Below are 24,995 nucleotides of genomic sequence, written 5' to 3' on the forward strand. Positions count from 1 at the left end.
ATAAAATAGTAACAAAAAGCGTTGCAGGATGTCATGACTCATGGGCCAGCCAGGGCCGGATAGCGGCAAAAAGCGCATTAATTGCCTGGGTTACTACTTTAAAAAGCCAGCACACAGGCTGGCTTATGGAAGGACGAGGGGAACAACGGAGGCAGTCAGGAATGCACTGCCTCGTTCGGAGGACTCAGTGGCTACGCATGCCTGCGGCGGTCATCATCATTCTGAACAGCGTCGCGACCACACCGAGTGCCAGCACGCTGGCACTGTAGATGACCACCAGCCACAGCACGCGTTTCCACCACGGTGACCGGGTTTCATTCTGACGTTCTTTGCTGCTGACCTGGGTCTGCATATCAATGGTATCCTTCGTCTGCTTTGATTTTTCCACGGAACACGTAGTAGCTCCAGAAGGTATATCCCAGAATCATTGGAATGATCAGTAAGCTACCTACCAGCATAAAGGCCTGGCTCTGCGGCGGGGACGCGGCGTCCCAGATGGATACCGAGGGCGGAATAATATTCGGCCAGATACTGATACCCAGACCCGAGAAGCCCAGGAAAATCAGGGCCAGCGTCAGCAGGAAAGGCGAATAATGCGCCTCGCGCTTGATTGCGCGGCGCAGTCCCCATGCACACAGCAGCACCAGTACAGGCACCGGCAGGAATAAGAACAGATTTGGCGTGGTGAACCAGCGATGTGCAATGTTCTGATGCGTGAACGGTGTCCAGATACTGATGATGCCAATAATTAACAACAGCGCAATCAACAGCGGTGTCGCCAGGGCTGACATTTTACGGTGCAGTTCATGTTCGGTTTTCATGATAAGCCAGGTGCAGCCCAGCAGCGCATATGCCACAACCAGCCCGACGCCGCAGAACAGCGGGAACGGGGCCAGCCAGTCCATCGTCGAGCCTGCAAAGCTGCGGCCTTCGACAGGAATGCCATCCAGCATCGCGCCGACGGCAACGCCCTGGCTAAAGGTTGCGAGGAGTGAACCGGCAATAAACGACTTGTCCCAGAAGGCCCGATGGTGCTCGACAGCCTTGAAGCGGAACTCAAAGGCGACGCCACGGAAAATCAGCCCAATCAGCATGGCGGTTAACGGCACGGAAAGCGCATCGGCTATTACCGCATAGGCCAGCGGGAAAGCGCCATACAGTCCTGCGCCGCCCAGCACTAACCAGGTTTCGTTGCCGTCCCAGACAGGCGCAACGGTGTTGACCATCATGTCGCGCTCGCCTGCGTCTTTGTTAAAAGGAAACAGCAGGCCGATGCCCAGGTCGAAACCGTCCATGACGATATACATCAGGACAGCAAAAACGATAATCGCGAACCAGATAACAGAAAAATCAATCATCTCAACGCTCCTCATGATGGTGAGTGGCCGCAGAGAGCGGGCGCGCTGGCGTTTTGATTTGTCCGGGGCCACCTGTTTCCACGGTATCGCCTTCGCCGGTGACCGGCCCTTTTTTAATCAAGCGCATCATATAGTGATAACCCACACCGAAGACGGAGGAGTAAACCAGAATAAAGGCGAGCAGGCTGATACTCATGTGCATTTCGCCATGGGGAGATACCGCATCAATCGTTCGCTGAACGCCATAAACTACCCAAGGCTGACGACCGATTTCGGTAGTAAACCAGCCTGCTAAAATCGCGATCAGGCCGGAGGGTCCCATGAGCAAAGCAAACCACAGGAACGGACGCGACTGGTACAGGCGTCCTTTGTAACGCAGCCACAGGCTGACTACGCCAAGGGTGATCATTAACAGTCCCATTGCCACCATGACGCGGAATGACCAGAAAATGATGGTGGAGTTAGGACGGTCCTCTTTCGGGAAAGATTTCAGCGCCGGGACCTGTTTATCCAGACTGTGCGTCAGGATAAGGCTGCCCAGATACGGGATTTCGAGCGCATATTTAGTACGTTCCTCTTCCATATCCGGTAAACCAAACAGTATTAATGGCGTGGCTTCACCGGGTGGGTTTTCCCAGTGGCCTTCGATGGCCGCAATTTTTGCAGGTTGATGCTCCAGCGTGTTCAGTCCATGCGCATCACCAATCATGGCCTGCACAGGGGCGACAATCAGCGCCATCCACAACGCCATTGAGAACATTTTACGGATGGCAGGATTGTCATTTCCTTTAAGCAGATGCCAGGCCGCCGACGATCCGACAAAGAACGCACTGGCCAAAAATGCCGCCACGGACATATGTAACAGGCGATAAGGAAAGGACGGGTTAAAGACAATTTTAAACCAGTTTTCTGGCACCACGATGCCATTCTGAATGAGATAGCCCTGCGGTGTTTGCATCCAGCTGTTAGAAGACAGGATCCAGAAGGTGGAAATCAACGTTCCCAGTGCCACCATGCAGGTCGCAAAGTAGTGCAGCCCCGGGCCGACGCGGTTCCAGCCAAATAACATTACACCTAAAAAGCCCGCTTCAAGGAAGAAAGCCGTTAACACTTCATAGGTCAACAAGGGACCCGTGATACTGCCGGCAAACTGGGAGAAACCACTCCAGTTGGTCCCAAACTGATACGCCATGACCAGCCCGGAAACCACGCCCATGCCGAAATTCACCGCAAAAATTTTCGACCAGAAATGATAGAGATCGCGGTAGGTTTGATTACGTGTTTTGAGCCACATTCCCTCCAGCACAGCAAGAAAGCTGGCCAGACCGATGGTGATGGCTGGAAAGATAATATGGAAGGAAACAGTAAAACCGAACTGGATCCTGGCGAGATGAAAGGCATCTAATCCAAACATTGCTTACCTCTTTGCCACATAGAGCACCACATATAGTTACTTATAATTAACGACTTATACACAAAGCATGTCATTCCAGTGCATGGAAAAATGCCATGACGAATGTAAGATGCTTCGTCCTGGTAAAACAGAGACAATCAGATAAGTAAAAACTATAACAGTATTTTTTGATTAAGATCATTTTTTTGTTGAAAGTTTTCTTATTTAGGACGAATAAGCAAAACGTTAATTTCAAAGGGGCAATGTGACATTATTGTTATTAAAACAGACCCTGCACGGAGCCGTAACGGCCAAACGAGATTACCGCTAAAAAATAACGCAACTCGCTGTTTTTAAGCGTCATTCGCCATTTCCGCGCTTCGTTAAACAGAGAAAAGTACCGTTCTGACAGGGGAATCACGTGTTTTATTATATTGTTAGCAGGATATTTATCTTATCTGCGCTTTATGATGCTTTTTTTTAGAATACGTCCGGTTTTTCGCACTCTGGCTTCGCTATTTCCGGGCAGGAAAACGAAGCTCAACCGGTCAGGCATGTTAAAAATCATATGCAATATGTAAATAACTCATCACATCTTTATCTCGCGCAATAATTAACGCAGCCAGAAACCTCAGGAAAAAGTCGCCTGGTAAAAAGGATGTTAAAGAAATGCTGTGAGTAATTAAGACCGCCCGACGCAGAATGAATCTGTTATGTCGGACAGGCATTTTTTTACGGTGGCCGAGGGGAGTGTTTCTCTGCGCGCTTCGGTCCCGTCTTATGAACGGTCTTACGCGTCGGCGGACTGTTTCTCCCGGTGGGCGAGGATGCGTTCTACATTCATCTCCAGCCAGTCGGCCAGTCCTACCACCTGCTCCCCTACTTCCAGACCCAGCGGTGTCAGTCGGTATTCAACATGCGGCGGCACAACATCGTAGGCGATGCGCTCAACAAAGCCGTCTTCCTCCATATAGCGCAGGCTCTGCGACAGCATACGTTCGCTGACGCCGCCGACTGCACGCCGGAGTTCGCTAAAACGCAGCGTGTCATTTTTCAGCGCGAGTAAAATTAATACGCTCCAGCGACTGGTAATGCGCTTTAACACATCGCGCGACGGGCAGTTAACATTCAGCAATTCGCCGCGCATAAATTTTTCGCTTAATTTATCAGTCATTTAAACAAAACCCTTCATCCTAACAATTCTGTAAGTACTTACTAAAAGTTAGCATATCGCATAGGCTGCTGTTGACCAACTGTCCTCTTAAAGGAGCTATGTGATGATCGCAGTGACTGGAGCAACAGGCCAACTGGGCCGTTTAGTTATCGACGCATTACTGAAAAAAGTAGCCGCAGATACGCTGGTTGCCGCCGTACGCACGCCGGCGAAAGCGAGTGACATCGCCGCCCGTGGTGTTCACGTACGTGAGGCGGATTACAACCGCCCAGAAACCTTAACGGCCGCCCTGCAAGGGGTCGACAAACTCCTGCTGATTTCCGGCAGTGAAGTGGGCCAGCGTGAAGCGCAGCACCATGCAGTCATTGATGCCGCTAAAGCCGCAGGCGTGAAATTTATCGCCTATACCAGCCTCCTCCATGCCGATAAGTCTCCGCTGTCGCTGGGCGCTGAACATCGGGCTACCGAAGCCCTGCTGGCAGCGTCTGGCGTGCCTTATGCCCTGCTTCGCAACGGCTGGTACACCGAAAACTACGCGGCGAGCATCACCCCTGCCCTGGCGCACCATGCGTTTCTCGGCGCGGCAGAACAGGGCCGTATCGCTTCTGCGGCGCGTCGGGATTATGCCGACGCGGCAGCCGAAGTTATGGTGCGTGACGGCCAGGCGGGCAAGGTGTACGAGCTGGCCGGCGATGACAGCTATACGCTGGCGGAGTTTGCGGCTGAAATCGCCGCGCAGAGCGGCGAAAAGGTGGATTACGTCAATCTGCCACAGGCAGATTTTGCCGCCGCACTGAAAAGCGCAGGCTTGCCGGCCCCGCTGGCAGAGCTTCTGGCAGATTCCGATGCGGGTGCCGCTCAGGGCGGTCTGTTCGATGCGTCCCGCACACTGAGCCAACTGCTTGGTCGCCCCACCACGCCTTATGCCGAGGTGATCCGCGCGGCGCTGACAAAGGGATAACGCACTCACGCTTACGCTGCGGTTAAGCCCTGCCGGTTAACCGCAGCGATTATCCTCTCTCACTCCCTTTCTCCCCTTTCTGATGCTCCATCAGCCACGATTCGGTGCACACCGAAGTAACCGCTTTTGCATCGGGTACGCTGTCTGCAGGCTGACTTAAGGGAGAGAGAAATGATTGCCGTACTTTTTGAAGCAGAGGCCTTACCGGCAGCGCAACAGCGTTACATTGAACTGGCGGCCGAACTTCGGCCCGAACTGGACAGGATACCAGGATTTATCGCGATTGAGCGCTTTCAGAGTTTGAGCGAGCCTGGCAAGATATTGTCCCTGTCGTGGTGGGAAGATGAACGGGCGGTGCGTCACTGGCGGGAAAACAGCCTGCATCAGTCGGCACAGCGGGAAGGCCAGAACACAATTTTCAGCCATTACCGCCTGCGCGTTGCGAAGGTTATGCGTGATTATGCTGGTCCAGAGGAGAACACCCGGCATGTTTAATCTTTATGTGGTCTTCAGGAACGAACCGGGGTCGCTGGCCGCGTTTGGAACACTGCTTGGGCAGCATGGCATCGGCCTGGAAGGCGGCGGCGTCTTTTCAACGGGCAAGGAAAGTCACGCTCATTTTCTGGTGGAGGATGGCCCGCGCGCCCGGCAGGTGTTAGTGAATGCCGGTTTCGATGTCAGGGACGTCCGAAGGCCACTGCGCCGAAAACTCCCTCAGCAGCGGCCAGGTGAACTGGGTGAAATTGCGCAGTGCCTGGCGCAAAATGGCATTAATATTTGCGCGCAGTACAGCGATCACAGCAACTGGCTGGTGCTGATTACCGATGATGACAGGCGGGCCGAAGCACTGACCCGCCAGTGGAAAGGATGAGCAGAATGACACGCATGGCGGCCCGGTGTGATGACAGCACACACTCTTCTCTGACCTTCAGCATGGCGACGGTGGCCACTGCGCTGGCGGATACCTCGCGCATGCACATCCTCTGTGCCCTGATGGATGGCCGGGCCTGGACGGCGACCGAGCTGAGCGTGGTCGCTGACGTTGCGCCCTCCACTACCAGCGGCCATCTGAATAAGCTGACGGAGACAGGGTTGCTAACCTGCGTGGTACAGGGACGGCATCGTTATTACCGTCTGGCCAGCCATGAGGTGGCGGGCCTGCTGGAAAACCTGATGGGCATTTCGACCCGGCCCGGTTCAGTCCTGAAAACAACCACGCCAGACCGGCTCCGGCGAGCCCGCACCTGTTATGACCATCTGGCCGGTGAGATTGCCGTCGGTATCTATGATGCTATGCAGTCAGCGGGCTGGCTGATGCCGGATGGCACGGCGCTCACAATGGAGGGCAAGGCGCATTTTGCCGCAACAGGCATCGAGCTGACTTCGCCGTCGCGACGAAAGCCCTGTTGCCCCTGCCTGGACTGGAGTGAGAGGCGCTTTCATCTTGGTGGCGAGGCCGGTGCAGCCTTGCTGCGCTTCATGATACAAAAAGCCTGGCTACAGCAGACGCCCGGCTATCGGGAGCTTGGCGTCACCGCACGCGGCCAAACTGGCCTGTCGCGCATATTTAACCTCCGCCTCGTCTGACAGCCTCCTTTTCGCCTTATACCACGCGCGCGCATGCTGGCAGTGCGCCTCAGCCGATAGCCGTTAAGTCCAGCCGCATCAGCACGGTATCGTGGAACACACCGTCGACATACAGCGCCGCGACGTCTGTTCCGTAGGTCGTAAATCCCGCAGACCGGTACAGGGCCGTTGCTGCTGCATTGGTGGCGCTCACGGCAAGCCGGATGCTGATGCATTCACGGGCTTGCGCGATTGCGGTCATGAGCAGCGTCTTCGCCAGGCCGCTTCCCCGCCACTCAGGCAGCACATACATTCCCCAAATCGTGGCGACGTGCCGCTGTTTCTGGCCGGGATGGAAGCGTAAACCCGTCACGCCCACGATCTCGCCCTGGGGATCGAATCCGGCCAGCACAGTATTGTTTTGCAGCAGAGCCGCAAAAAACGCGTCAGGTTCTGAGCGCTCACGCGCATAATCCGCGCCAAACGCCTCAGGATGGCGTTGTAATCCGTCCAGCCGAATGGCGCGATAGCCTACACTGTCGCTGCCGGTGAGTCGTCGCAGAGTAAAGGAACGCACGATCATTCTCCTTAACAGGGCACCCCAGAGGGTATTTTCTTACATCATGCCACTTTTGCTTCATTTTCCTGCCGCACAGGGAAAAAACAGCCACTTTTGGCCCAGGCAAAATTTTATTAAGCCTGCCGTAAGAGATTCATCTGAAATGCATTTACGTCATAAGTCGAGATATTCGGTTGAATTGTCTGTGTTTTATTCAATCTATACGATTAATAGACAATTTTTATTACGTTCATAGACAATCTGCATTGTTGTTCCTGCCTGCGAGAGGTCTATAATTTCCTTTTTGTGCAACCCCGTTCGCTCAGGAGGCCGTTATTAATACTTATCGCCAGCAACTCAATGCATTCGAAGAGAATCGTGCCGGGGCGGAAGTTGAGTATCAATACGATCCCCATGAACTGAAGCTGGAGCGCATGCAGGATTCTGAACCCGAGCCAGAGCTGATCGAAGGTCTGCCTGCCCCGGATGCGTTGACGCCTGCCGATCGCTATCTTGAGCTTTTCGAGGCCGTTCAGATGTCGGGCATCTTCGAGGACAGCAAAACGTTCCCCGACTGCTCGCCCAAATACGATCCGCTTGATGTGCTGATGCGTTACCGCCGTCAGAAGCGCAGCAAGGACTTCGATCTGGCGCGTTTCGTTGCCGACCATTTCTACATGCCAGGCATCAACGAAAGCTTCTACGTTTCGAACCCTGACAAAACGCTTAACGAGCACATCGACGATCTGTGGCCGGTTCTTACCAAGATGCCGCAGCAGCATATGCCGCATTCGTCGTTGCTGCCGTTGCCTAAACCTTATGTCGTGCCCGGTGGTCGTTTTGGCGAAACCTATTACTGGGACTCGTACTTCACGATGCTCGGCCTGGCGGAATCAGGGCGTGACGATTTGTTACGTCATATGGCCGACAACTTTGCCTGGCTGATTGATAACTACGGGCACATTCCGAACGGGAACCGCACTTATTATCTGAGCCGCTCACAGCCACCTGTGTTTGCGCTGATGGTGGAACTGTTCGAAGAGGACGGCGTGCAAGGCTCACAGCGCTATCTGGATCAGCTGATGAAAGAGTATCAGTTCTGGATGGATGGCGCCGGCTCACTGATGCCCAACCAGGCTTATCGCCATGTGGTCCGGATGCCGAACGGCTCGCTTCTGAATCGTTACTGGGACGACCGCGACACACCACGTGATGAATCCTGGATCGAGGACATCGAAACAGCGCGTCATTCTAAGCGTCCGGCAAGCGAAGTTTACCGCGATCTGCGCGCGGGTGCCGCGTCAGGCTGGGACTATTCATCACGCTGGCTGCGTAATCCAAAACGTCTGTCGAGCATCCGTACAACGCAGTTTATCCCGATCGATCTCAATGCGTTTTTGTACAAGCTTGAGCTGATGATTGCGACGTTGTCTCACGTTAAAGGCGAAGAGCTGACTGCGCTGGCCTGGCAGAATAAGGCGGACGCCCGCAAACGTGCCATTACCCGTTACCTGTGGGACAGTACCGCAGGCGTTTTCCGTGATTATGACTGGCGCCGCGCCCGCTTTGGCGCGTTCACCGCCGCTGCGGTAGTGCCGCTCTTCGTCGGACTGGCAACGCCTTATCAGGCGCATTTACAGGCTATCGCGCTGCGCCATCTGCTGCTCAGCAATGGCGGGCTGCTGACCTCTATGGTGGAAAGCGGCGAACAGTGGGATAAACCTAACGGCTGGGCGCCTATGCAGTGGATGGCGGTGGTGGGCCTGAATAACTACGGCGAAGAAACCCTGGCGAGCGAAATCGCCGTGAACTGGCTGACAACCGTGAATAACTTCTACCAGTTACACCATAAACTGGTCGAGAAGTACGATATCAGCGGTGACCGCGCGCGTCCCGGTGGCGGCGGTGAATATCCTCTGCAGGACGGCTTTGGCTGGACAAACGGCGTAACCCGTCGGCTGATGGCGATGTATGGCCATATGATGATGGACTAATCTGTGTCGCAGGCACAAAAAAGCCGGGAAACGTTCCCGGCTTTTTTCTGGCGATTTCTCTGTAGAGAACTTACTTTTTCGCTTCAACGCCTGGCGCCGCAGAGCGCTGCAGGAACTGCTGAGTGACTTCCGGCAGATGCGTGAACAGCCATTCGGCCATCGCAATTTCCTGATCGCGAATTTCGGTCAGGACTCTGACGCCATCACTGTCGCCGACCTGCTCGGCAGCCGCGATCAGGCTGGTGTAGCTGGCGATTTCCGCGTTTTCGAACACATAGCCGCTCATCGCGCCTTTGACGACTTCGTCAGAAGTAAACATGCCGCCAATCGCCTGTCCTGTGGCGGCCATTTTGCCCATCACGTCTTTCATAATGGAATGGTCAATGCCGTGGCGATCCAACAGTTGTTCAAGCAGAGTAAGCTGATGCTTAGTTTCATCCAGATGCTGGGCAAGGCGCTGCTCCAGAGCGGGATAATGCTCCAGACGACCCGCCATTTTGCTCAACATGCTCTCGGCCTGCTTCTCCATGGCATGCGCGTCACGCAACCAGTCATGATAGTTTTCAATGGCTGTCATTTCGCGACTCCTTCAGCCGAACTGATGGTCTGTGCAACGCTGGTCAGTTTTTCATCCGTCTGCTTTTCCTCCGCAAGGGTTTGGGCCAGCAGCTTCGCGGCTTTGGTATAACCCAGCTTTGAGGCCAGCGCGTGCAGCGTACCGTAGGTCGCAATTTCATAATGCTCGACCTTCTGCGCCGCCCCGATCAATCCCTGATCGCGTACTTCACCCTTTTCAACAGACTCAATAATTTCCTGGGCTTCTTCTACCAGGCCTTCCAGGGCATGGCATTTCATTCGCTTGATTTTCACTTCAGGCGTAACGTCGACTAATTCGTCCAGACGTTCGATTTGCCCGCGTGTCTCTTCGAGATGCTGATTAAACGCAGCGATAAGATTTTCATCACTTGCCGCACGCGCCATTTTGGGCAGTGCTCTCGCGATTTGTTTTTCCGCACTGTAAACATCGGACAAGTCATGGATAAAGAGATCGTTTAACGTTTTGACAGTCATAAAAGAGCCTCATTAATTGAACGGCTACGCCACTATTTTTTAATGCAGCGCCAGTGACAATGTACTCACTAACCTTAGACTATTTAACGAAGAATGCATTCGGCTCCGTTTAATTCAGATTTTAAAGTAGCATTGAAAATGCCCTTTTCCCTTAATTACCAGTACTTTACTCAAAATGAGTTATTTTGATAAATGCTCCGCCTCACCTCAATTAAGACAAACCTGTACAGAATTAGCAAAAACCGTACAAGTTAACCTTCAGTTAAAATAGAGGCGTTTCACCTGGTGAACCCGGATTTCATTTTTTCGTTCAGACAGCCGTGCGTTGACCGGAAAAGCAGCAATAAAAAAACCGGAAAGGAATATCCTTTCCGGCAAGATTGACCAAATCCTAAACCAGAGGTGGTTTATTTCATGGATTAAACAGCGAAGTTTATATATTGAGTAGAAGTCAGCTTCACTGAAGGTTTCAGTTTAAATATCTAACCCCTTGTTAATATTGAATTAACTCCTTCGACTGACCTTACCTCCCTTACGCCCCGCCTCAATAGCTCGCTGGGGATCGTTTTTGAAATTCCCACCGCTGTTTTGTCCGCCTTTACGGCCTGCTTCTGCTGCTCTCTCTTTGTCTGCAGCGAAATTACCGGCCCCACCACGATATTGAGTCATTCTGTGTTCTCCGCAAGTTTAATTATTGAAATAGCACAGTGGAAGTTGCATCAACTAAAGGGTGCACAAACAAATGTAGCTGTAAAAATCACCTAATCAAGCATGACGGCCACGACACTCACAAAGGCAGATACATATACCTTATTTGTACATCCAGTTAATTCTTTAGTGATGAAACTATTTTTCGAGGAAACTCTAGTTTAACGCTCCTGGCGAAAACTTTAATGAAAACGCTCCTCTAAGGCTCTATTAATCGATCTATTTATTAAAAAGTCCACACTGATTTTATTTTCAATCGCAGCGCAGGGACGGCCAGGTGACATTGCCTATCGTCAATATGATCAATAAATGATCTATTTAACTAAGCGCGATAAAATCGAATTCATTACGGCAGGGTTTGCAACATGCAAAAATAAGCGAAGCGGTAAACGTCTCGTTTATTAGAATGAAGAGAAAGAAAAGATCATAAAATGACCAGGCAGGCGACAATTAGTAAAATGGCACTTCTCACAAGCGGAAGAAATACCGCTCATCACATTTCAGGTAAGCGAAGCGGCAATAAAAATAAAAACGCCCTGACGGGCGTTTTTTTCGGACTATTCTGCCCTGCTGTTTTGCAGGAAGGCGAGTAAATCGTTGTTGAGCTGAGCCTGATGCGTGACAGCGAATCCATGAGGCCCCTGATCGTAGATCTTGAGTTCTGAACCCGTAATCAGTTCATGGGCCAGCTTTCCGGTCGCCTCGAACGGGACGATCTGATCATGGCTGCCATGAATGATTAAGGTGGGCACATCAACGCGAGCGAGATCCGCGCGGAAGTCGGTTTCAGAAAAAGCGGTAACACAGTCCAGCGTTCCCTTGAGCGATGCCAGCAGGGCCATGTTTAACGTCTGCGTCAATACGCCCTCGGATACTGACTGGCCAGCATTGGTGCCATAAAAGGGGGCGGCAAAATCCTTAATAAACTGCGCTCTGTCGTCAAGCAGTCCCTGTTTGATATCGTCGAAAACCGATTTCTCTACGCCTTCGGGATGATCGTCTTTCTTACCAAACACGGGCGTGACTGCGCCTAACAGAACCAGCCCTTTAACGTTGCCCGTGCCATATTTTCCAATATAACGCGATACGTCGCCGCCGCCCATTGAGAACCCGACCAGCGTGACATCCTTGAGCTGTAAATGTGTGATCAGGCTATGAATGTCGTCAGCAAACGTATCGTAGTCGTATCCTTCCCATGGCTGGTCGGAACGTCCAAAACCGCGCCGGTCAAAAGCAATAACCCGATAGCCGCGTTCGGCAAGGAAGTTGAGCTGGCTATCCCACATATCCGCGTCCAGCGGCCAGCCATGGCTAAACAGTACCGGTTGCCCTTTGCCCCAGTCTTTGTAGTAGAGGTTAAATCCATCTTTGCTTTTAAACAGACTCATAAACGCCTCGCTATGGATGAAGGTGATGACGCTTCCGGCCATCGTCTGAGAAGCTCAGCGACGTTCCGGCGCGCGGCACTACCTGTCAAGCATGGCAGAGGGAAACCGATGGTCAAACCAGAAGCAGAAAAAACGCGTTTTTACAACGCTACACCGCGTTTACCGTTTTTTTTGATGCGGTACATCGCCTCATCAGCACGGGCCAGCGCACTGTCAAAGTTTTCTGGCTCCTCAACCTGAACAACCCCAATGGATGCGCCAATGACGGCAGTACCGTTGGCCAGCTCAAAAGGTTGCATGGCAGCATTAAGACAGGCGTGCGTGAGCCTCTTCGTGAGTGGATGGGTTAACGCGAGCGGAATCAGTAAAACAAACTCATCGCCGCCCAGTCGCCCAATAATGACACTTGGTGGGCAGGCTGCGATAAAGCGCAGACTAAGTTGAATCAGGACTTCGTCGCCACTGCGATGCCCTAACGTGTCGTTGACATGCTTAAAATTATCTAAATCAATAAAGGCAATACATAATGCCTTTTTCTTCATATCGCGAAAATGATTGATCAACGCATGCCGGTTGGTTAATTGCGTCAGGGGATCGTGCATTGCCAGTGAAGCCAGTTGCGCTTCGTACTGTTTCTCTTTGGTCATATCAATGTGTGTGCCCGTCACTTTGATCGGTCTGCCCTGCTCGTCCCATTCACTGACGCGGCCCCGGTCCAGCACCCACGTAATTTTTCCTGTTTTACCAATCATCCGATGTAAGGCTTCATAGAAGGGTGCTTTGCCCTCGATATGGTCATAGAACGCCTTCAGAACATCTGCGGCATCCTCAGGATGCAGGCAGGATTTCCAGACATCAAAATGGGCATCCGTTTCTTTAGGCTGAAAACCCAGCATGGATCCCCATCGGCGGTTAAAAATAACCAACTTGCCCGTGGGAATATCCAGTTGCCACAAGCACAGGCCCGTGCCGTCCAGCGCAGCACCCAATTTATCGCGGGCATCATGCGCAATACGCCTTAATCGCGCATTGTGTTTTTTTAAATTCGCAATTTGCTGCCGCAGGGCATCTTCAGACATATCGATAGCGGGAAAGAGAAAAGGCTATTTTGCCATTGCCATGCGCACTGTAAAGCAACATGTTCAAAACACGATGAGACAGGGATAAAGTCAACCCGTTCAGAATTAACCACGCTTAGCCGCATCAGAACCAGCATACGGCAGACGCTCAGTGACAGCGCGCTGAATGATTATCTTGCACAGAGAGTGATCAACGACGGCGCGGCTGATGTGGCTTCTTTTATAACCCGACTGTCAGCCTGTACGCTTTCTTCTATAGAAAACTCAGGTTTTTTAAAGAAGCGGTAAGATGTAACAAACACTGATTCGCAAGCCATTGAATTAAAATGATAAAAAAACCATGAAATTGTAACAGTGACATTTTTCTGCAAACTCATAATTACAATTAAATATCCTCCGGGTGTTAAGTAAAGACGTCAAGACGACATCAAGGAGATAACATTATGGCTCTGCCCCTTCTGCTTTCTTACCACGGTAACCTGTGTAAAAGTGATTATTCACGCCAGGATTCACATCTGACCGACGCCCTGTTTGTTGGCGATATGTTTTTCTCAAAAAACAGCCCGGACATTTCGCAGGCGGATTATGTTTTCAACGCCGTTTCACCTCATTATTTTTGCGTGAAGAATGCCATTCTGGATAACTGTTTCCCAAACAGCAAAAACAGCGACGTTGCATTTGTCTGACAACGCAGTGTTATTGCTTTTTCGAAAAAAGACAGTCCAGGTAAATGAACACTACAGATGTAATCAATGACGTTAGCACCTTTCGGATGCATAAATACAGAGGATAAATATCATGAAAAAGATGATTATTAGCTCAATGATTGTAGCCGTATTAGTGTTTACTGGTGGCGCTGCGGCCGCTGAGTCCTTTAAAGACAGCCATACATTAAATAATGAAGTCATTTCGGCCCAGGCCGCGCAGGCCATGAATGATATTCAGCTTTCACGCAACGCGTTATTTAATGGCCAAACTCAACAAGCAAAAGCGCTGGCGACTCAGGCTGACACCTATTTAAAAGATAATAGTGTGGACTGGACAAAGTATATTCGCTATGACAAAAAAGCTCCGATGACGGGAGATAATTATATTCGCATCGGCTCCGATGTATCCGTGTCGGAAGATTACCAGTTATCAAAACAGAAAAATGACGCGATCGATAAAGCCAATCAGCATATTAAAGCAGGTGATAAGCAAGGTGCGCTTGATGCGCTGAAGCTGGCTGGCGTAGCCGTCACTGAAACGCAGGAACTGATGCCGCTACAACAAACAGAAAATGATGTTTCAAATGCCCTTGCTTTAATGAAACAGGATAAATACTACCAGGCAGGCATGCTGCTGAAATCCGCAGAAGAAGGCGTGATTTACGATACGCAAACTTATTCTGAACTGCCTGTGAGCCCTACCCTGCATCACTCACAGACCGGTGCCAGTGCATCACAGAGTAATAAAGGCTCGTAATTATCAATAAGCGTGACATTAAATACACGATGACGATGTTAAACAATAAGGCCGCTTTCATTTCATCGATAAGGTGAGATGAAAGCGTCAACCTTATTTAATCCGTTCAGATATCAAGCGCACAATGATACGGCCTGATTATCATCCATTTTTTTCTCCCTACCCCAGCAACTACGCTCACTTAACACAAATCTCCAGTACCTCCTTTTCATTATCACTTTTATTTTCAGTTTATTTATACACCTTACGCTAATCTCGTCCTTTCTATCGAATACTATAGATAACTCAGGAAATTAACTTTTTACTAAACTTAAGGATAGTTTTTAAACTTTTTTTTTAAAAAACGGCTTCGCTTTCATAAACTGCCTTCCTTTGTTGCCGATACTCGAAAAGCAAGGGTTGTTATTACAAAAATAAAAAAATTACTAAACGGGGAATCAACATGAAAATCACAACAGGCCGCAAAATCGCGTTCGCGTTCGGCATCATTGTTCTTGTGTCATTAATAGGCAGCAGCTTGTCGATTATTAACTTTCTCAAGCTACGGCAGGCCAATAGCTGGAATATTCACAGTTATAAGGTGATGAGTCTGAGCGACAGCATGTTAACTGACATGGTTAATATGGAAACGGGCGTGCGGGGATTTGTCATCTCCGGTAATGAAGCCTTCCTGGCACCGTTCAACGCAGGCAAAACGGCGTTCGACCAGAAATATAATCAACTCCGCACCATGACGGCAGATAATGCCAGTCAACAGCAAAGACTGACGTCATTACTTGACCTGCACAACAGCGTCCAGGCCATTGACGATCAGCTAATCGCATTGCGTCGTCAGGTTAATGGTGGACAACAACCGCTCGAAGCCCTGACGCATTTTTTTCAGGAAGGGCGTGATAAAGCCTTTATGGATCGCTACCGCGCCGTCGCCGCCGATTTCAACAACGCAGAATCGTCGCTGCTGGCTACGCGCTCTGACGACGTAAACAGCCTGGCCTTTGCCACGAAAATGACGCTCAGTCTGGCCGGGTTAACCACCATCCTGCTCTCGTTGGTGCTGGGCACCATCATTACACGCAGTATCGTTCGCGCACTGGGCGGCGAACCCAAAGCGGCTGCCGATATTGCTGGCATGATTGCCCAGGGTAACCTGACGGTAGACATTGCTGTGCCGCTTAAAGGCCAGGGCAGCCTGATGGCCTCGCTGGAAGCCATGCGCCAACAGTTGGTCACCATTGTGAGTGGCATTCAGTCCTCTGCGGAACTGATCAATAACTCAGCGAGCGAAATCGCCCAGGGCAATATTGACCTGGCTCAGCGCACTGAAGAGCAGGCTGCCGCACTGGAACAAACGGCCGCCAGTATGGAGGAGCTGACAGCTACCGTCCGTCAAAATACCGATAACGCCCGTCAGGCAAATTCTCAGGCGGATACCACTTCGCACGTGGCCCTGCAGGGGGGAGATGTGGTGAAACAGGTTGTCGAAACCATGCGCTCTATTTCAGAAAGCTCAGGCAAAGTGGCCGAGATTATCTCTGTCATTGAAGGGATTGCATTCCAGACGAATATTCTGGCCCTGAACGCCGCCGTTGAAGCCGCACGGGCTGGTGAAGGCGGACGCGGATTTGCGGTGGTTGCCGGAGAAGTACGTTCGCTCGCCTTACGCAGTTCTACCGCGGCTAAAGAAATCAAAGATTTGATCACCCAGTCGGTTGAACACGTGGCAAAAGGTTCGGGCCTGGCGAAACAGGCAGGTAACACGATGGAGGAGATCGTGAAATCCGTACAGGGCGTGACGACCATTATGGGCGAAATCACCATTGCGTCGGATGAGCAAAGCAACGGTATCGGGCAGGTCAGCATTGCCGTAAGTCAAATGGACCAGGTTACCCAGCAGAACGCCGCGCTGGTGCAGCAGGTCTCCTCTGCGGCCCAGGGCATGGTGGAACAAACGACCCTGTTACGTAATGCCGTGTCCATTTTCCGTATTGACCGACACCAGCCAGCCGCTGTGCTGCGCTAAACAGCCTCGGTGTTTAGCTGCGGCATGACGTAAAGCCCACCCGGCACGTGTCTGGATGATTCTGGCGCGTGCCGATTTTACTGTTAGCGTGAATCACTCACCTTCCTCTGTCGCCTGAAAAAAGCCGTTTAAAAAAACAGCCATGCCGACTAAAGTGGGCCTTCCCTCACTTACCAGTGGCCATACTATGTTTAGCAAAACGTATCAGGTTGACGAAAAGCATATCGATTTTCAGGGCGTTGTAGACGGACTTTACTATCCCTTCTATATGGAATGGACACGCCACGCGTTTATGAAAGAGCACCTTGGCGTGGATCTGGAAGCGGAGTTTGCCGAAGGCCGTATCCATATGCTGCTTGAATATACGCTTCGCTTTAAAAAGAGCCTGAAAAAAGGCGATGAGATGCAGGTGACCTGCGCACTCGCGGCAAACGAAAAGCGTAACCGTGTTAATTTCGTTCAGCAAATTTTGGTTGATAACGTTGTTTATGCTGAGGCGGTTTTCACCGGCACCTGTCTGGAAAAAGGGCGTCCCGTTATTCCGGCTTTTTTACGTAGTGCGATACCTGACGCCGGAAACTAACGCGCCGGCTTTCCGCCTGATTACCGCGACGCTCGATCACGACATTCTCATCATGTTGAGATCGAGACGTCCTCTCCTGTGTCGATGTACCTGCCTTGCCCACCACCTGTAACGTGACGCATCTCACTGTGCGCTCACCGTGGCTGAAATGTGACCTAAATATGACATGCGCAATGCCGATAACGAAGTAGACCCGAGCCGATCGACTTCCCCTTAACCGGGTCGCTGTCTCTCCACTACGCGGTCATCACCTTTCGAGCTTATTACAGCGATATCTGGAGAGATCTATGTTTTCCCTTATGCGTTTACTTCGCGGCAAAAACGCGCGGAGCGCCTCGGATGATCAGAATAATATTCAGGCCATCCAGGCCTGTAGTGGCTGGATTGAATTCACGCCCGAGGGCATTATTCTCACGGCTAACCCGGCCTTCCTTGCCGTAACAGGCTACCAGCTCAGTGAGATCACCGGTCAGCACCATCGGCTGTTCTGTAAGCCTGATTTTGTGCGCTCCCGTGAATATGCCCTGTTTTGGGAAACCCTGGCCTCAGGCCAGTCATTCAGCGGCATTTTCGAACGCTACCGCAAAGACAACAGCCTGCTCTACTTAAGCGCTAACTATTTCCCCGTGAAAGATAAACACGGCACGGTCAAAAAAATTATCAAAATCGCTAACGACATTACCGATCGGCATGAAGAACTCACGCATAAAGAAGCGATTATTACGGCGCTGAACAACACCATGGCCATGATTGAATTTACGCCACAGGGCGAGGTCATTAATGCCAATAAAAACTTCCTTACGCTGATGGAGTACGATCTGGCCGCTATTCAGGGCAAACATCACCGTCTGTTCTGTTTTGACGCGTTCTATAAAGAAAACCCGGACTTCTGGCACAGAATTCAACAGGGGCGCGCGTTCACCGGGCGCTTCGAACGGGTAACAGCATCAGGAAAACGCGTCTGGCTTGAGGCCAACTACAACCCGGTGAAAGATGCCTCGGGACACGTTTATAAAGTGATTAAGCTGGCGTCGGATATTACCGAACGTGTCGTCACGGCGCAGGATGTGGCGGATATCGCCATGACCACGTCTGAAAAAACGTCACACATCACCGTGAATGCCAATGATGTTCTCAGTCAGACGGTGCGTAACGCCGAATCGATGGCCTCGCAGGTCGCTGCGGCAGCGGGAATCAGCGACAAACTGAATTACTCAGCCAAAGACATCAAAGAGATTGTCTCAACCATCCATAACATTGCCGGACAAACCAATATCCTGGCGCTCAATGCTGCGATTGAAGCCGCACGGGCAGGCGAAGCAGGACGCGGTTTTGCCGTGGTGGCAGAAGAAGTCAGACGTCTTGCTGCTTCTACCTCACAGGCGACGCAGAAAATCAGCAAGGTGGTCGAAGAAAATGCCAGCCTGATTGGCGATATGCACCAGCAACTCGACGGCATTAACAGCTTTCTCACCACAGAAAACGACAAAATCACGCATCTGTCCGACAACATTCAGGAAATTTTCAGCGGCGTAAACGAATTCGTAACGGTGATTCATCGACTGAAGGTCTGAGGGCACAGGCAGCATTAATGCGATTCACGGCACTGCATACGGTTTTATTGTCAGGGTTACGCCCCACACACGGGCGCGTCATTGTTTGACGCGTCAGCCTTTTCTGCTGCCACCAGCCTGTCAACGCCGCCGTGTGGTGATGCAGCGCCTGGGTATCACTGCGGCGACATGCCTGCCTGACAGAAAATCCGGCTCATCGCCATCGCAGGCGCGTTCTCGGGTGTGCATGAAAACGCCTGGCGACGCCATTGCCATCGGCTTCGCTCTCGCTGATTCGCGCTTTCCTGTCATAAAAACGTCCCTACACTGCAACAAGCCCTAAACACTTTATGTTGACTGTATAACCCCTCCTGATGTCTTCTTTTACCTCGTTTGACAAACTCTGGTTAACAATCTTATCCGGGCTGTAGCGGTTGCCGCTGACATCTGCCCGGAAAAGCCCCCGCTCATCCTGCTTTTTTATCTGCCGTCCTGTCTGGCAGCGGGAAGCAATCCGCCACATGGCTGCTGTTTTTCTGCTTTCGCCATCTTTTCACTGTTACAGGCAGTCTGTCAGAAGACGTAGCTCGTTATCTGTGTGCACTGACTGTCACTGTGATAAGCATCAATTTTTTTAATACATTTCTAAATATGAACCGGCCTGTGCCGATAAGTTAAATGACCCGGGCCGGACGCTTTACTTTCCATCAGACAGCAAACTCTCCGCCACGAGGCCCGACGCTTTACGCCCCTTTCACTGGATCAGATGGAGAGAAGTATGTTAGCCCTGACACGTTTTATGCCTGGTAAAGCTTCACCGGGGTTAGCGGACGACCAGACCAATACACAGGCGATCAAAGCCAACATCGGCTGGATTGAATTTACGCCCGACGGTCGCATCATTACGGCAAACACGCCTTTCCTCGAACTGACAGGCTACACGCTAAATGAGATCGCCGGTCAGCACCATCGCCTGTTCTGCGATGATGAATTTGTGCACTCCAGCGACTATACGCACTTTTGGCAAACACTCGGCTCAGGTCACTCGTTCAGCGGTATCTTTGAGCGGTTTCGCAAAAATCACAGCCGGCTGTATTTGAGCGCCACCTATTTCCCTGTGAAAGATCGCCACGGTGCGGTGAAAAAAATCATAAAAATTGCCAACGACATTACGCATAAACATGAAGCGTTAAAGCATAAAGAAGCCATCATTACCGCGTTGAATAACTCCATGGCCATGATTGAGTTTACACCGCAGGGTGAGGTCATTGACGCCAATAACAATTTTCTGAAATTAATGGGCTATCAGCTTGAGGCCATTCAAGGTAAACATCATCGCATATTTTGCTTTGATGAATTTTATAAGGAGCAGCCTGATTTTTGGCAAAAGATTCAGCAGGGGCGTGCTTTCACAGGGCGTTTTGAACGTGTGACAGCGTCTGGAAAACGCGTCTGGCTGGAGGCCAGCTATAACCCTGTCAAAGATGCCTCCGGGCATGTTTATAAGGTTATTAAACTGGCGTCTGATATCACCGACCGCGTAGAGAATGCCAAACGGATCGCTGACATTGCCGTTACAACGTCGGAAGAGACGTCGCAAATCACCTTTAATGCCAATGATGTCCTGGGAGAGACCATCCGCAATGCGGAATCCATGTCGTTACAGGTGGGTGCGGCAGCAGACATTGGCGACAGACTCAATCATTCTTCCATGGACATAAAAGAAATTGTTTCGACGATCAACACCATCGCCGGACAAACCAATATTCTGGCGTTAAACGCGGCGATTGAGGCCGCGCGGGCAGGCGAAGCGGGACGTGGGTTTGCCGTGGTGGCCGAGGAGGTCCGGCGACTGGCGGCTTCGACGTCGCAGGCGACGCTTAAAATCACGAAAGTTGTGGAAGAAAATACCGCGCTCATTGAAAACATGTCCCGGCAGCTTGATGAAATCAGACGCTTTCTTACGACTGAAAACGATAAGATCAGCAACCTCTCGCGCAGTTTCCAGGAGATCAATCGCGGGGTAAATGAATTCGTGACGGTCATTCACCGGCTCAATGTATAAGCATGAAAACGTCATGCCAGCGGCGTAACGCTGGCTTTTTCTTTCTCAGACGAGCAGAAAAAAGCGCGCAGATGAACAAGCCACGACGACGCTGCATCGGGCGTTATGAAGCGTGCTGCAAGCGCCATTGCGGCCCGCTTAGTCATAACAGATATTCCTCTTTCGCTCGTTGTACATCTTCAGTCATTTTTTAGTCACAGATCTTCACTAAGCTCCCCGGTTGAGAAGCGCCCTGAGCGGATCACCGTGCAGGATGACGTCGGGTTCTTTGTTTCTGCGCATGCGCGTTATTGTCCCCTTATCACAGCACCCCTGCCTGTTAAGCCCGGTCAGGCATGAGAACAGCTTCTCAGGAATACATCACGCGCAGATACGGGTGGCATTGCGCGGGGAAACGGTACCGTTACCGACCTTGTCGGAACCGGCTAAATGCAGAGGTTATTCGATGACAACACGGAGAAGGCTGTTGAAAGGTACGATTGCCACCCTGGGCGGTCTGGCCGCTTCCCTCGCCATCGGTGCGGAACACCGCCCCAACGATGTGGGACGTAAGTTTGACGCAGATGGCCGGGTTCTTCCCTTTGAAGGAAACACGATTATCTGCCATCTGCCGCAGCAAGGTGACGGCTCAGAACCCTTTGATGCCCTGCTTGATGTCTATCGTGAATTGCCCGGCGAAAGCTGGTCAAGGAAGGTTACCGCACTGCCGCCCTCCAGTTATCACATGACTGTTTTCGGCGGAGCCAACGACAAGGCAAGACGCTATCCCTTATGGCCTGCCGGGCTGCCGCTGGACATGCCCATGGACGAGTGCGACCGGATTCTGGCTGAACGCCTGCGGACATATAAACTGGGTGAGGATGCCTCGCCTTACCACATGCGCGTCAATCCGGAGGCGCCGTCTGCGCGTGAAACCCCGTTAACGCTGCGCCTGTTAACGGCGGATGCGGAGACAGAGACGCGGTTGCGCCGTTTACGCGATCGGCTGTCCGAGGTCACCGGCATTCGCGAACCAGACCACGATCGCTACCAGTTTCATATCACGCTGGGATATCAGGTTGCGCCGTTGACCGACGACGAAGACGCCGCCTGGCGACGTTCACTGGCGAACTGGAAAACGATGATCGCGCAGCGCGCGCCAGTTATTACGCTCGGTGATCCCGAGTACTGCCTGCTGAATGATATGTTTGCCTTCAAGCGACAGTTTTATCTGACCTGATCCGCCTCACTGTGCAGCGCGACGCCCCTGCTTCGCGCCTTTGTTTTGATTCCTGACTTTACGCGCCAGCCACGTTTTACCGGTGGTGGCTGAAACGTTTACAGCTTTCGCGTTTATGCCGATAAAAAGATGACATAACAGCATTAATAAGCATTTTAAATGTGAGCAACATCCCACTAACACGCTTAATCCTGCCTGATTTTCCAGCAGGTGAGAGAAATCACGTTTCCGCGTAGCCCAAATCAGTAAATTCCTCTCACTAATGAAAAAACGATTCAGCCAGAGAGGTAAACGATGAAGACGAAACTCGCACTGACGGTGCTGGCCGTAATGATTTCGGGTTCGGTATCTGCAAAAACCTGGGTGCTGACGAGTGCTGAACAAGGCACCGACAAAGGAAACTGGCAGATAAACAGCAGCGAGCTGAACATTCAGGGCAAACCGTTCAGCATTGAGCAGAAAGTGTTGCATGGCGGCAAGCAGGAAGGCAGTAAGCTTCTGGTCATCCGCAGTCAGGATGGCCTGACTATTACGCTTATTCCGACACGCGGTATGAACCTGCTCCGCGTAGAGGGATTCGGCACCCGCCTGGGCTGGGATTCCCCCGTTAAAGAGGTGGTAAACCCGGCGTTCATCAATCTTGAAAGTCGCAATGGCCTGGGCTGGCTGGAAGGATTCAACGAAATGATGGTGCGTTGTGGCTACGAATGGACCGGCCATCCGGTGAACGACAAAGGCCGTATCTACACGCTGCATGGCAAAGCCGGAAACACGCCGGTCTCGCAGCTTGAAGTCGAGGTGGCGGATGCGGCCCCGCATGAAATCCGTATTCGCGGTTTGATCAAAGAGAGCACGTTTAAGAAAGCCGATCTGCAGACGTGGACGGAATTGCGTTATGTGCCGGGCAGCAATCAGTTCAGCCTGCACGACGTGCTGACCAACCATTCCGATTATCCGCACGATTACGAGATCATCTATCACAGCAACTTCAGTACGCCCATTCTGGAAGAAGGTGCCCGCTTTATGGCCCCGATGTCGGGCATCAGCCCGTTCAATGACTATGCCAAAGCGGGGCTGAAAAACTGGCAGACCTATCAAGGCCCAACCAAAGACTTCGATGAAATGGTGTTTAACATCAAACCGCTGTCCGACAAGGATCATCAGACGGTCGCCGCCGTGGTTAATAAAGCGGGCAACAAAGGCGCGTCCATTCAGTTTGATACTCAGCAGTTGCCGCTGCTGACCTTGTGGAAAAATACCGACACGCTTAAACAAGGCTATGTCACCGGGATTGAGCCCGGCACCAACTATGCCTATCCGGTCACGATTGAACGGGAGCAGAAGCGCGTGAAACAGCTGGCACCGGGCGCGAGTGCAACCTTTGATCTGACCTACACGCTGTTGCACAACAGCGATCAGGTAAATGCGGTAGAGAAGCGGATTAAAGCGATTCAGGGCGACACCAAAATCGAGGAAGATTCGACGCCGATCGCGAATGAATAAGCGCGGTTTACTGCCACAAAAGCGGTAAGGTTTCGCTGTTCATCACAGAGCCGGGGGCAACCCCGGCCAGTTGATGTTAACGCGAACAGCGTGGACAGGTTTTTTATTGCGCAGCTGAACGCAATATGGCATTACGCTGAAAACTGGCCGGGATTATCCAGCTCGTCCAGCTTCTTCTCCACCAGCCACTGAAACGTTTTACCATCCGGTTGTGAATAGAGCGTCTTTCTCACCGTTGACAGTGCAACCCACTTTTGGGCGATGGTCATTTTTCTGACCTCCGCCAGCGGCAGCCCCTGACTCTCGCTAATCACGCGGTTGACGGCCTGCTCCGCGCTGATATCAGTCCAGTTGTGGTTACGTTTCAGCGCCTCGCCGAACCACAGCAGACGAAAACTCTGGTGACGTTCGATAAGCCCTTTCATCGCACTGACGCGCTGCCAGAACGTTTTACTGAGGGTATCAATGACATCCTCAGGAAAGAAAGAATCCATGGTGGTTCTCCTTTGCAGATGAATGTTCAGGTCAGTATGTGCACTGTTTTCTGTTTTATCGGCAAACTTCCGACTGAGTGACAGTGACGTATGGCAGGAATGATAAGCGCGTCACAGGCTAAAAACGCGCGTTTTTACAGCCTTTTACGTCCTTTACACTACCTAACGAGTGATGTCATGGTGATCACGGCGCGGCGTAGTCCACTGGTGAGCGAGCGGTCAGCCATCGAAGGCTGCGCCATAACCTTCAGACGCTTCACATCATTTTCCTGCGGGTATTTCAGCAATTCACCTGGCGGTTTTATCAGAAACGACGCGCCTGCGGTGGCAGTCACCCGGTTGCAGTTTGTTTCCCTGGGAGGAACGCACATCCAAAAGCTGAACCGGCTTACCCTGTTCGTTATCAAGCAGGACAGAATAGGTTTCCCCTTGGTCAAACATATAACGCTCTCCCCATTGCCGCATCGCTACAACAATGGGGAAAACGGAACGCCCCTTTTCCGTCAGGACGTATTCCCTGTAGGCGCTGCCATCCGATGCTGGCAATATGTCGAACACGCCGATATCGACCAGATGTTTCAGACGTGAGGCCAGTATGTTTTTGGCAAGCCCCAGATTTTTTTGAAACTCGCTGAATCTCCGCACATCATCAAATGCCTCGCGGATAATCATCATGCACCAGCGCTCACCAATCGATTCCAGCGTCCGCGCAACGGGACATTCGCTGGTTCTGAGCGATTCCTGTTTTGCCATCGGTGTTCTCCCTGTCAGTCTGTCCACTGATGTAAGCTTAATTCCCACATTTAATAGTTGCAAAAAAAAACCACTCTTGTTACTTCTATA

The 24,995-nt window shown here is 51.5% G+C and carries 25 protein-coding genes; 13 read left to right on the forward strand and 12 right to left on the reverse strand.

The window, feature by feature from the left end; genetic code table 11:
• Positions 1–184: 184 nt before the first annotated feature.
• From RAC90_RS08145 to RAC90_RS08160, 4 genes are all read right to left on the reverse strand, one after another.
• On the reverse strand, positions 185–352 hold the full coding sequence (locus tag RAC90_RS08145) for a DUF2474 domain-containing protein (protein ID WP_006118277.1): 168 nt from the start codon (positions 350–352) through the stop codon (positions 185–187).
• 1 nt (position 353) lies between these two features.
• The gene (gene cydB / locus RAC90_RS08150; RefSeq protein ID WP_033739704.1) at positions 354–1,358 is read right to left on the reverse strand and encodes a cytochrome d ubiquinol oxidase subunit II; all 1,005 of its coding nucleotides are present in this window, start codon (positions 1,356–1,358) and stop codon (positions 354–356) included.
• A 1-nt stretch (position 1,359) separates the two neighbouring features.
• Complete coding sequence (locus tag RAC90_RS08155) at positions 1,360–2,772, reverse strand: cytochrome ubiquinol oxidase subunit I (RefSeq protein WP_033739705.1); 1,413 nt, start codon at positions 2,770–2,772, stop codon at positions 1,360–1,362.
• Positions 2,773–3,541: 769 nt separating this feature from the next.
• Complete coding sequence (locus tag RAC90_RS08160; protein ID WP_033739707.1) at positions 3,542–3,925, reverse strand: helix-turn-helix domain-containing protein; 384 nt, start codon at positions 3,923–3,925, stop codon at positions 3,542–3,544.
• A gap of 103 nt (positions 3,926–4,028) precedes the next feature.
• On the opposite strand from RAC90_RS08160, the gene RAC90_RS08165 reads away from it, so the two are divergent.
• The 4 genes from RAC90_RS08165 (at position 4,029) to RAC90_RS08180 (ending at position 6,473) form a co-directional block, all read left to right on the forward strand.
• Positions 4,029–4,886 (forward strand): SDR family oxidoreductase, encoded by an 858-nt coding sequence (locus tag RAC90_RS08165; RefSeq protein ID WP_185200159.1) that lies wholly within the window; start codon positions 4,029–4,031, stop codon positions 4,884–4,886.
• A 171-nt stretch (positions 4,887–5,057) separates the two neighbouring features.
• Complete coding sequence (locus RAC90_RS08170) at positions 5,058–5,381, forward strand: antibiotic biosynthesis monooxygenase (protein WP_006118272.1); 324 nt, start codon at positions 5,058–5,060, stop codon at positions 5,379–5,381.
• On the forward strand, positions 5,374–5,757 hold the full coding sequence (locus tag RAC90_RS08175) for an amino acid-binding protein (RefSeq protein WP_039342299.1): 384 nt from the start codon (positions 5,374–5,376) through the stop codon (positions 5,755–5,757). The genes RAC90_RS08170 and RAC90_RS08175 overlap by 8 nt, the downstream gene beginning before the upstream one ends.
• A 5-nt stretch (positions 5,758–5,762) precedes the next feature.
• Complete coding sequence (locus tag RAC90_RS08180; protein WP_044241491.1) at positions 5,763–6,473, forward strand: helix-turn-helix transcriptional regulator; 711 nt, start codon at positions 5,763–5,765, stop codon at positions 6,471–6,473.
• A 49-nt stretch (positions 6,474–6,522) separates the two neighbouring features.
• On the opposite strand, the gene RAC90_RS08185 is transcribed toward RAC90_RS08180, so the two are convergent.
• A complete protein-coding gene (locus RAC90_RS08185) occupies positions 6,523–7,029 on the reverse strand; it encodes a GNAT family N-acetyltransferase (RefSeq protein ID WP_052133206.1) in 507 nt (168 codons plus the stop codon).
• A 317-nt stretch (positions 7,030–7,346) separates the two neighbouring features.
• Between RAC90_RS08185 and RAC90_RS08190 the strand changes: the two genes are divergently transcribed.
• On the forward strand, positions 7,347–9,005 hold the full coding sequence (locus RAC90_RS08190) for an alpha,alpha-trehalase (protein WP_050504863.1): 1,659 nt from the start codon (positions 7,347–7,349) through the stop codon (positions 9,003–9,005).
• A gap of 70 nt (positions 9,006–9,075) precedes the next feature.
• Here the strand turns inward: RAC90_RS08190 and RAC90_RS08195 are convergent, their stop codons facing one another.
• The 5 genes from RAC90_RS08195 to RAC90_RS08215 all read right to left on the reverse strand — a co-directional run bounded on the left by RAC90_RS08195 (position 9,076) and on the right by RAC90_RS08215 (position 13,251).
• Positions 9,076–9,582 carry a ferritin-like domain-containing protein gene (locus tag RAC90_RS08195; protein WP_033739715.1) on the reverse strand — a complete coding sequence of 169 codons (507 nt, stop codon included), beginning with the start codon at positions 9,580–9,582 and terminating at the stop codon, positions 9,076–9,078.
• On the reverse strand, positions 9,579–10,076 hold the full coding sequence (locus tag RAC90_RS08200) for a ferritin-like domain-containing protein (RefSeq protein ID WP_006118265.1): 498 nt from the start codon (positions 10,074–10,076) through the stop codon (positions 9,579–9,581). Before RAC90_RS08200 ends, RAC90_RS08195 begins: the two co-directional genes overlap by 4 nt.
• Before the next feature lie 504 nt (positions 10,077–10,580).
• Complete coding sequence (locus tag RAC90_RS08205; protein ID WP_006118264.1) at positions 10,581–10,745, reverse strand: general stress protein; 165 nt, start codon at positions 10,743–10,745, stop codon at positions 10,581–10,583.
• A gap of 596 nt (positions 10,746–11,341) precedes the next feature.
• A complete protein-coding gene (locus RAC90_RS08210; protein ID WP_006118263.1) occupies positions 11,342–12,172 on the reverse strand; it encodes an alpha/beta fold hydrolase in 831 nt (276 codons plus the stop codon).
• 140 nt (positions 12,173–12,312) lie between these two features.
• Positions 12,313–13,251 carry a diguanylate cyclase gene (locus tag RAC90_RS08215; protein ID WP_375124215.1) on the reverse strand — a complete coding sequence of 313 codons (939 nt, stop codon included), beginning with the start codon at positions 13,249–13,251 and terminating at the stop codon, positions 12,313–12,315.
• 443 nt (positions 13,252–13,694) lie between these two features.
• Between RAC90_RS08215 and RAC90_RS08220 the strand changes: the two genes are divergently transcribed.
• From RAC90_RS08220 to RAC90_RS08255, 8 genes are all read left to right on the forward strand, one after another.
• Positions 13,695–13,937: a hypothetical protein gene (locus tag RAC90_RS08220; RefSeq protein WP_033739719.1), complete on the forward strand. Its 243-nt coding sequence runs from the start codon at positions 13,695–13,697 to the stop codon at positions 13,935–13,937.
• Between the two features lie 112 nt (positions 13,938–14,049).
• Positions 14,050–14,715, forward strand: a complete 666-nt coding sequence (locus tag RAC90_RS08225; protein ID WP_033739721.1) for a YfdX family protein — start codon at positions 14,050–14,052, stop codon at positions 14,713–14,715.
• 442 nt (positions 14,716–15,157) lie between these two features.
• Positions 15,158–16,735 (forward strand): methyl-accepting chemotaxis protein, encoded by a 1,578-nt coding sequence (locus RAC90_RS08230; protein ID WP_133745640.1) that lies wholly within the window; start codon positions 15,158–15,160, stop codon positions 16,733–16,735.
• A 187-nt stretch (positions 16,736–16,922) separates the two neighbouring features.
• Positions 16,923–17,318 carry a thioesterase family protein gene (locus RAC90_RS08235; protein ID WP_006118258.1) on the forward strand — a complete coding sequence of 132 codons (396 nt, stop codon included), beginning with the start codon at positions 16,923–16,925 and terminating at the stop codon, positions 17,316–17,318.
• 287 nt (positions 17,319–17,605) lie between these two features.
• Positions 17,606–18,892 (forward strand): PAS domain-containing methyl-accepting chemotaxis protein, encoded by a 1,287-nt coding sequence (locus RAC90_RS08240; RefSeq protein WP_033739723.1) that lies wholly within the window; start codon positions 17,606–17,608, stop codon positions 18,890–18,892.
• Positions 18,893–19,649: 757 nt separating this feature from the next.
• Positions 19,650–20,936, forward strand: a complete 1,287-nt coding sequence (locus tag RAC90_RS08245; RefSeq protein WP_375124216.1) for a methyl-accepting chemotaxis protein — start codon at positions 19,650–19,652, stop codon at positions 20,934–20,936.
• A gap of 445 nt (positions 20,937–21,381) precedes the next feature.
• Positions 21,382–22,155, forward strand: a complete 774-nt coding sequence (locus tag RAC90_RS08250) for a DUF1868 domain-containing protein (protein WP_375124217.1) — start codon at positions 21,382–21,384, stop codon at positions 22,153–22,155.
• 294 nt (positions 22,156–22,449) lie between these two features.
• Positions 22,450–23,658 carry an aldose 1-epimerase family protein gene (locus tag RAC90_RS08255; protein ID WP_375124218.1) on the forward strand — a complete coding sequence of 403 codons (1,209 nt, stop codon included), beginning with the start codon at positions 22,450–22,452 and terminating at the stop codon, positions 23,656–23,658.
• Positions 23,659–23,789: 131 nt separating this feature from the next.
• Here the strand turns inward: RAC90_RS08255 and RAC90_RS08260 are convergent, their stop codons facing one another.
• Together RAC90_RS08260 and RAC90_RS08265 are read right to left on the reverse strand one after the other, a co-directional pair.
• Complete coding sequence (locus RAC90_RS08260) at positions 23,790–24,152, reverse strand: hypothetical protein (protein WP_006118252.1); 363 nt, start codon at positions 24,150–24,152, stop codon at positions 23,790–23,792.
• A 288-nt stretch (positions 24,153–24,440) separates the two neighbouring features.
• Positions 24,441–24,905 carry a helix-turn-helix domain-containing protein gene (locus RAC90_RS08265; protein ID WP_164482554.1) on the reverse strand — a complete coding sequence of 155 codons (465 nt, stop codon included), beginning with the start codon at positions 24,903–24,905 and terminating at the stop codon, positions 24,441–24,443.
• Between the last annotated feature and the right edge of the window lie 90 nt (positions 24,906–24,995).

Source organism: Pantoea sp. CS_6 (assembly GCF_041954745.1).
In the GTDB taxonomy this organism is placed as follows: Bacteria; Pseudomonadota; Gammaproteobacteria; order Enterobacterales; family Enterobacteriaceae; genus Pantoea; species Pantoea stewartii.

Excerpts from the sequence above, each read along its gene's own strand:
- RAC90_RS08160 (WP_033739707.1), bottom strand. The coding sequence starts at position 3,925 with ATGACTGATAAATTAAGCGAAAAATTTATGCGCGGCGAATTGCTGAAT.
- RAC90_RS08235 (WP_006118258.1), top strand. The coding sequence starts at position 16,923 with ATGTTTAGCAAAACGTATCAGGTTGACGAAAAGCATATCGATTTTCAG.
- cydB (WP_033739704.1), bottom strand. The coding sequence starts at position 1,358 with ATGATTGATTTTTCTGTTATCTGGTTCGCGATTATCGTTTTTGCTGTC.
- RAC90_RS08155 (WP_033739705.1), bottom strand. The coding sequence starts at position 2,772 with ATGTTTGGATTAGATGCCTTTCATCTCGCCAGGATCCAGTTCGGTTTT.
- RAC90_RS08175 (WP_039342299.1), top strand. The coding sequence starts at position 5,374 with ATGTTTAATCTTTATGTGGTCTTCAGGAACGAACCGGGGTCGCTGGCC.
- RAC90_RS08240 (WP_033739723.1), top strand. The coding sequence starts at position 17,606 with ATGTTTTCCCTTATGCGTTTACTTCGCGGCAAAAACGCGCGGAGCGCC.
- RAC90_RS08255 (WP_375124218.1), top strand. The coding sequence starts at position 22,450 with ATGAAGACGAAACTCGCACTGACGGTGCTGGCCGTAATGATTTCGGGT.
- RAC90_RS08225 (WP_033739721.1), top strand. The coding sequence starts at position 14,050 with ATGAAAAAGATGATTATTAGCTCAATGATTGTAGCCGTATTAGTGTTT.
- RAC90_RS08230 (WP_133745640.1), top strand. The coding sequence starts at position 15,158 with ATGAAAATCACAACAGGCCGCAAAATCGCGTTCGCGTTCGGCATCATT.
- RAC90_RS08180 (WP_044241491.1), top strand. The coding sequence starts at position 5,763 with ATGACACGCATGGCGGCCCGGTGTGATGACAGCACACACTCTTCTCTG.
- RAC90_RS08145 (WP_006118277.1), bottom strand. The coding sequence starts at position 352 with ATGCAGACCCAGGTCAGCAGCAAAGAACGTCAGAATGAAACCCGGTCA.
- RAC90_RS08250 (WP_375124217.1), top strand. The coding sequence starts at position 21,382 with ATGACAACACGGAGAAGGCTGTTGAAAGGTACGATTGCCACCCTGGGC.
- RAC90_RS08220 (WP_033739719.1), top strand. The coding sequence starts at position 13,695 with ATGGCTCTGCCCCTTCTGCTTTCTTACCACGGTAACCTGTGTAAAAGT.
- RAC90_RS08200 (WP_006118265.1), bottom strand. The coding sequence starts at position 10,076 with ATGACTGTCAAAACGTTAAACGATCTCTTTATCCATGACTTGTCCGAT.
- RAC90_RS08170 (WP_006118272.1), top strand. The coding sequence starts at position 5,058 with ATGATTGCCGTACTTTTTGAAGCAGAGGCCTTACCGGCAGCGCAACAG.
- RAC90_RS08205 (WP_006118264.1), bottom strand. The coding sequence starts at position 10,745 with ATGACTCAATATCGTGGTGGGGCCGGTAATTTCGCTGCAGACAAAGAG.
- RAC90_RS08245 (WP_375124216.1), top strand. The coding sequence starts at position 19,650 with ATGTTAGCCCTGACACGTTTTATGCCTGGTAAAGCTTCACCGGGGTTA.
- RAC90_RS08215 (WP_375124215.1), bottom strand. The coding sequence starts at position 13,251 with ATGTCTGAAGATGCCCTGCGGCAGCAAATTGCGAATTTAAAAAAACAC.
- RAC90_RS08265 (WP_164482554.1), bottom strand. The coding sequence starts at position 24,905 with ATGGCAAAACAGGAATCGCTCAGAACCAGCGAATGTCCCGTTGCGCGG.
- RAC90_RS08195 (WP_033739715.1), bottom strand. The coding sequence starts at position 9,582 with ATGACAGCCATTGAAAACTATCATGACTGGTTGCGTGACGCGCATGCC.
- RAC90_RS08210 (WP_006118263.1), bottom strand. The coding sequence starts at position 12,172 with ATGAGTCTGTTTAAAAGCAAAGATGGATTTAACCTCTACTACAAAGAC.
- RAC90_RS08165 (WP_185200159.1), top strand. The coding sequence starts at position 4,029 with ATGATCGCAGTGACTGGAGCAACAGGCCAACTGGGCCGTTTAGTTATC.
- RAC90_RS08260 (WP_006118252.1), bottom strand. The coding sequence starts at position 24,152 with ATGGATTCTTTCTTTCCTGAGGATGTCATTGATACCCTCAGTAAAACG.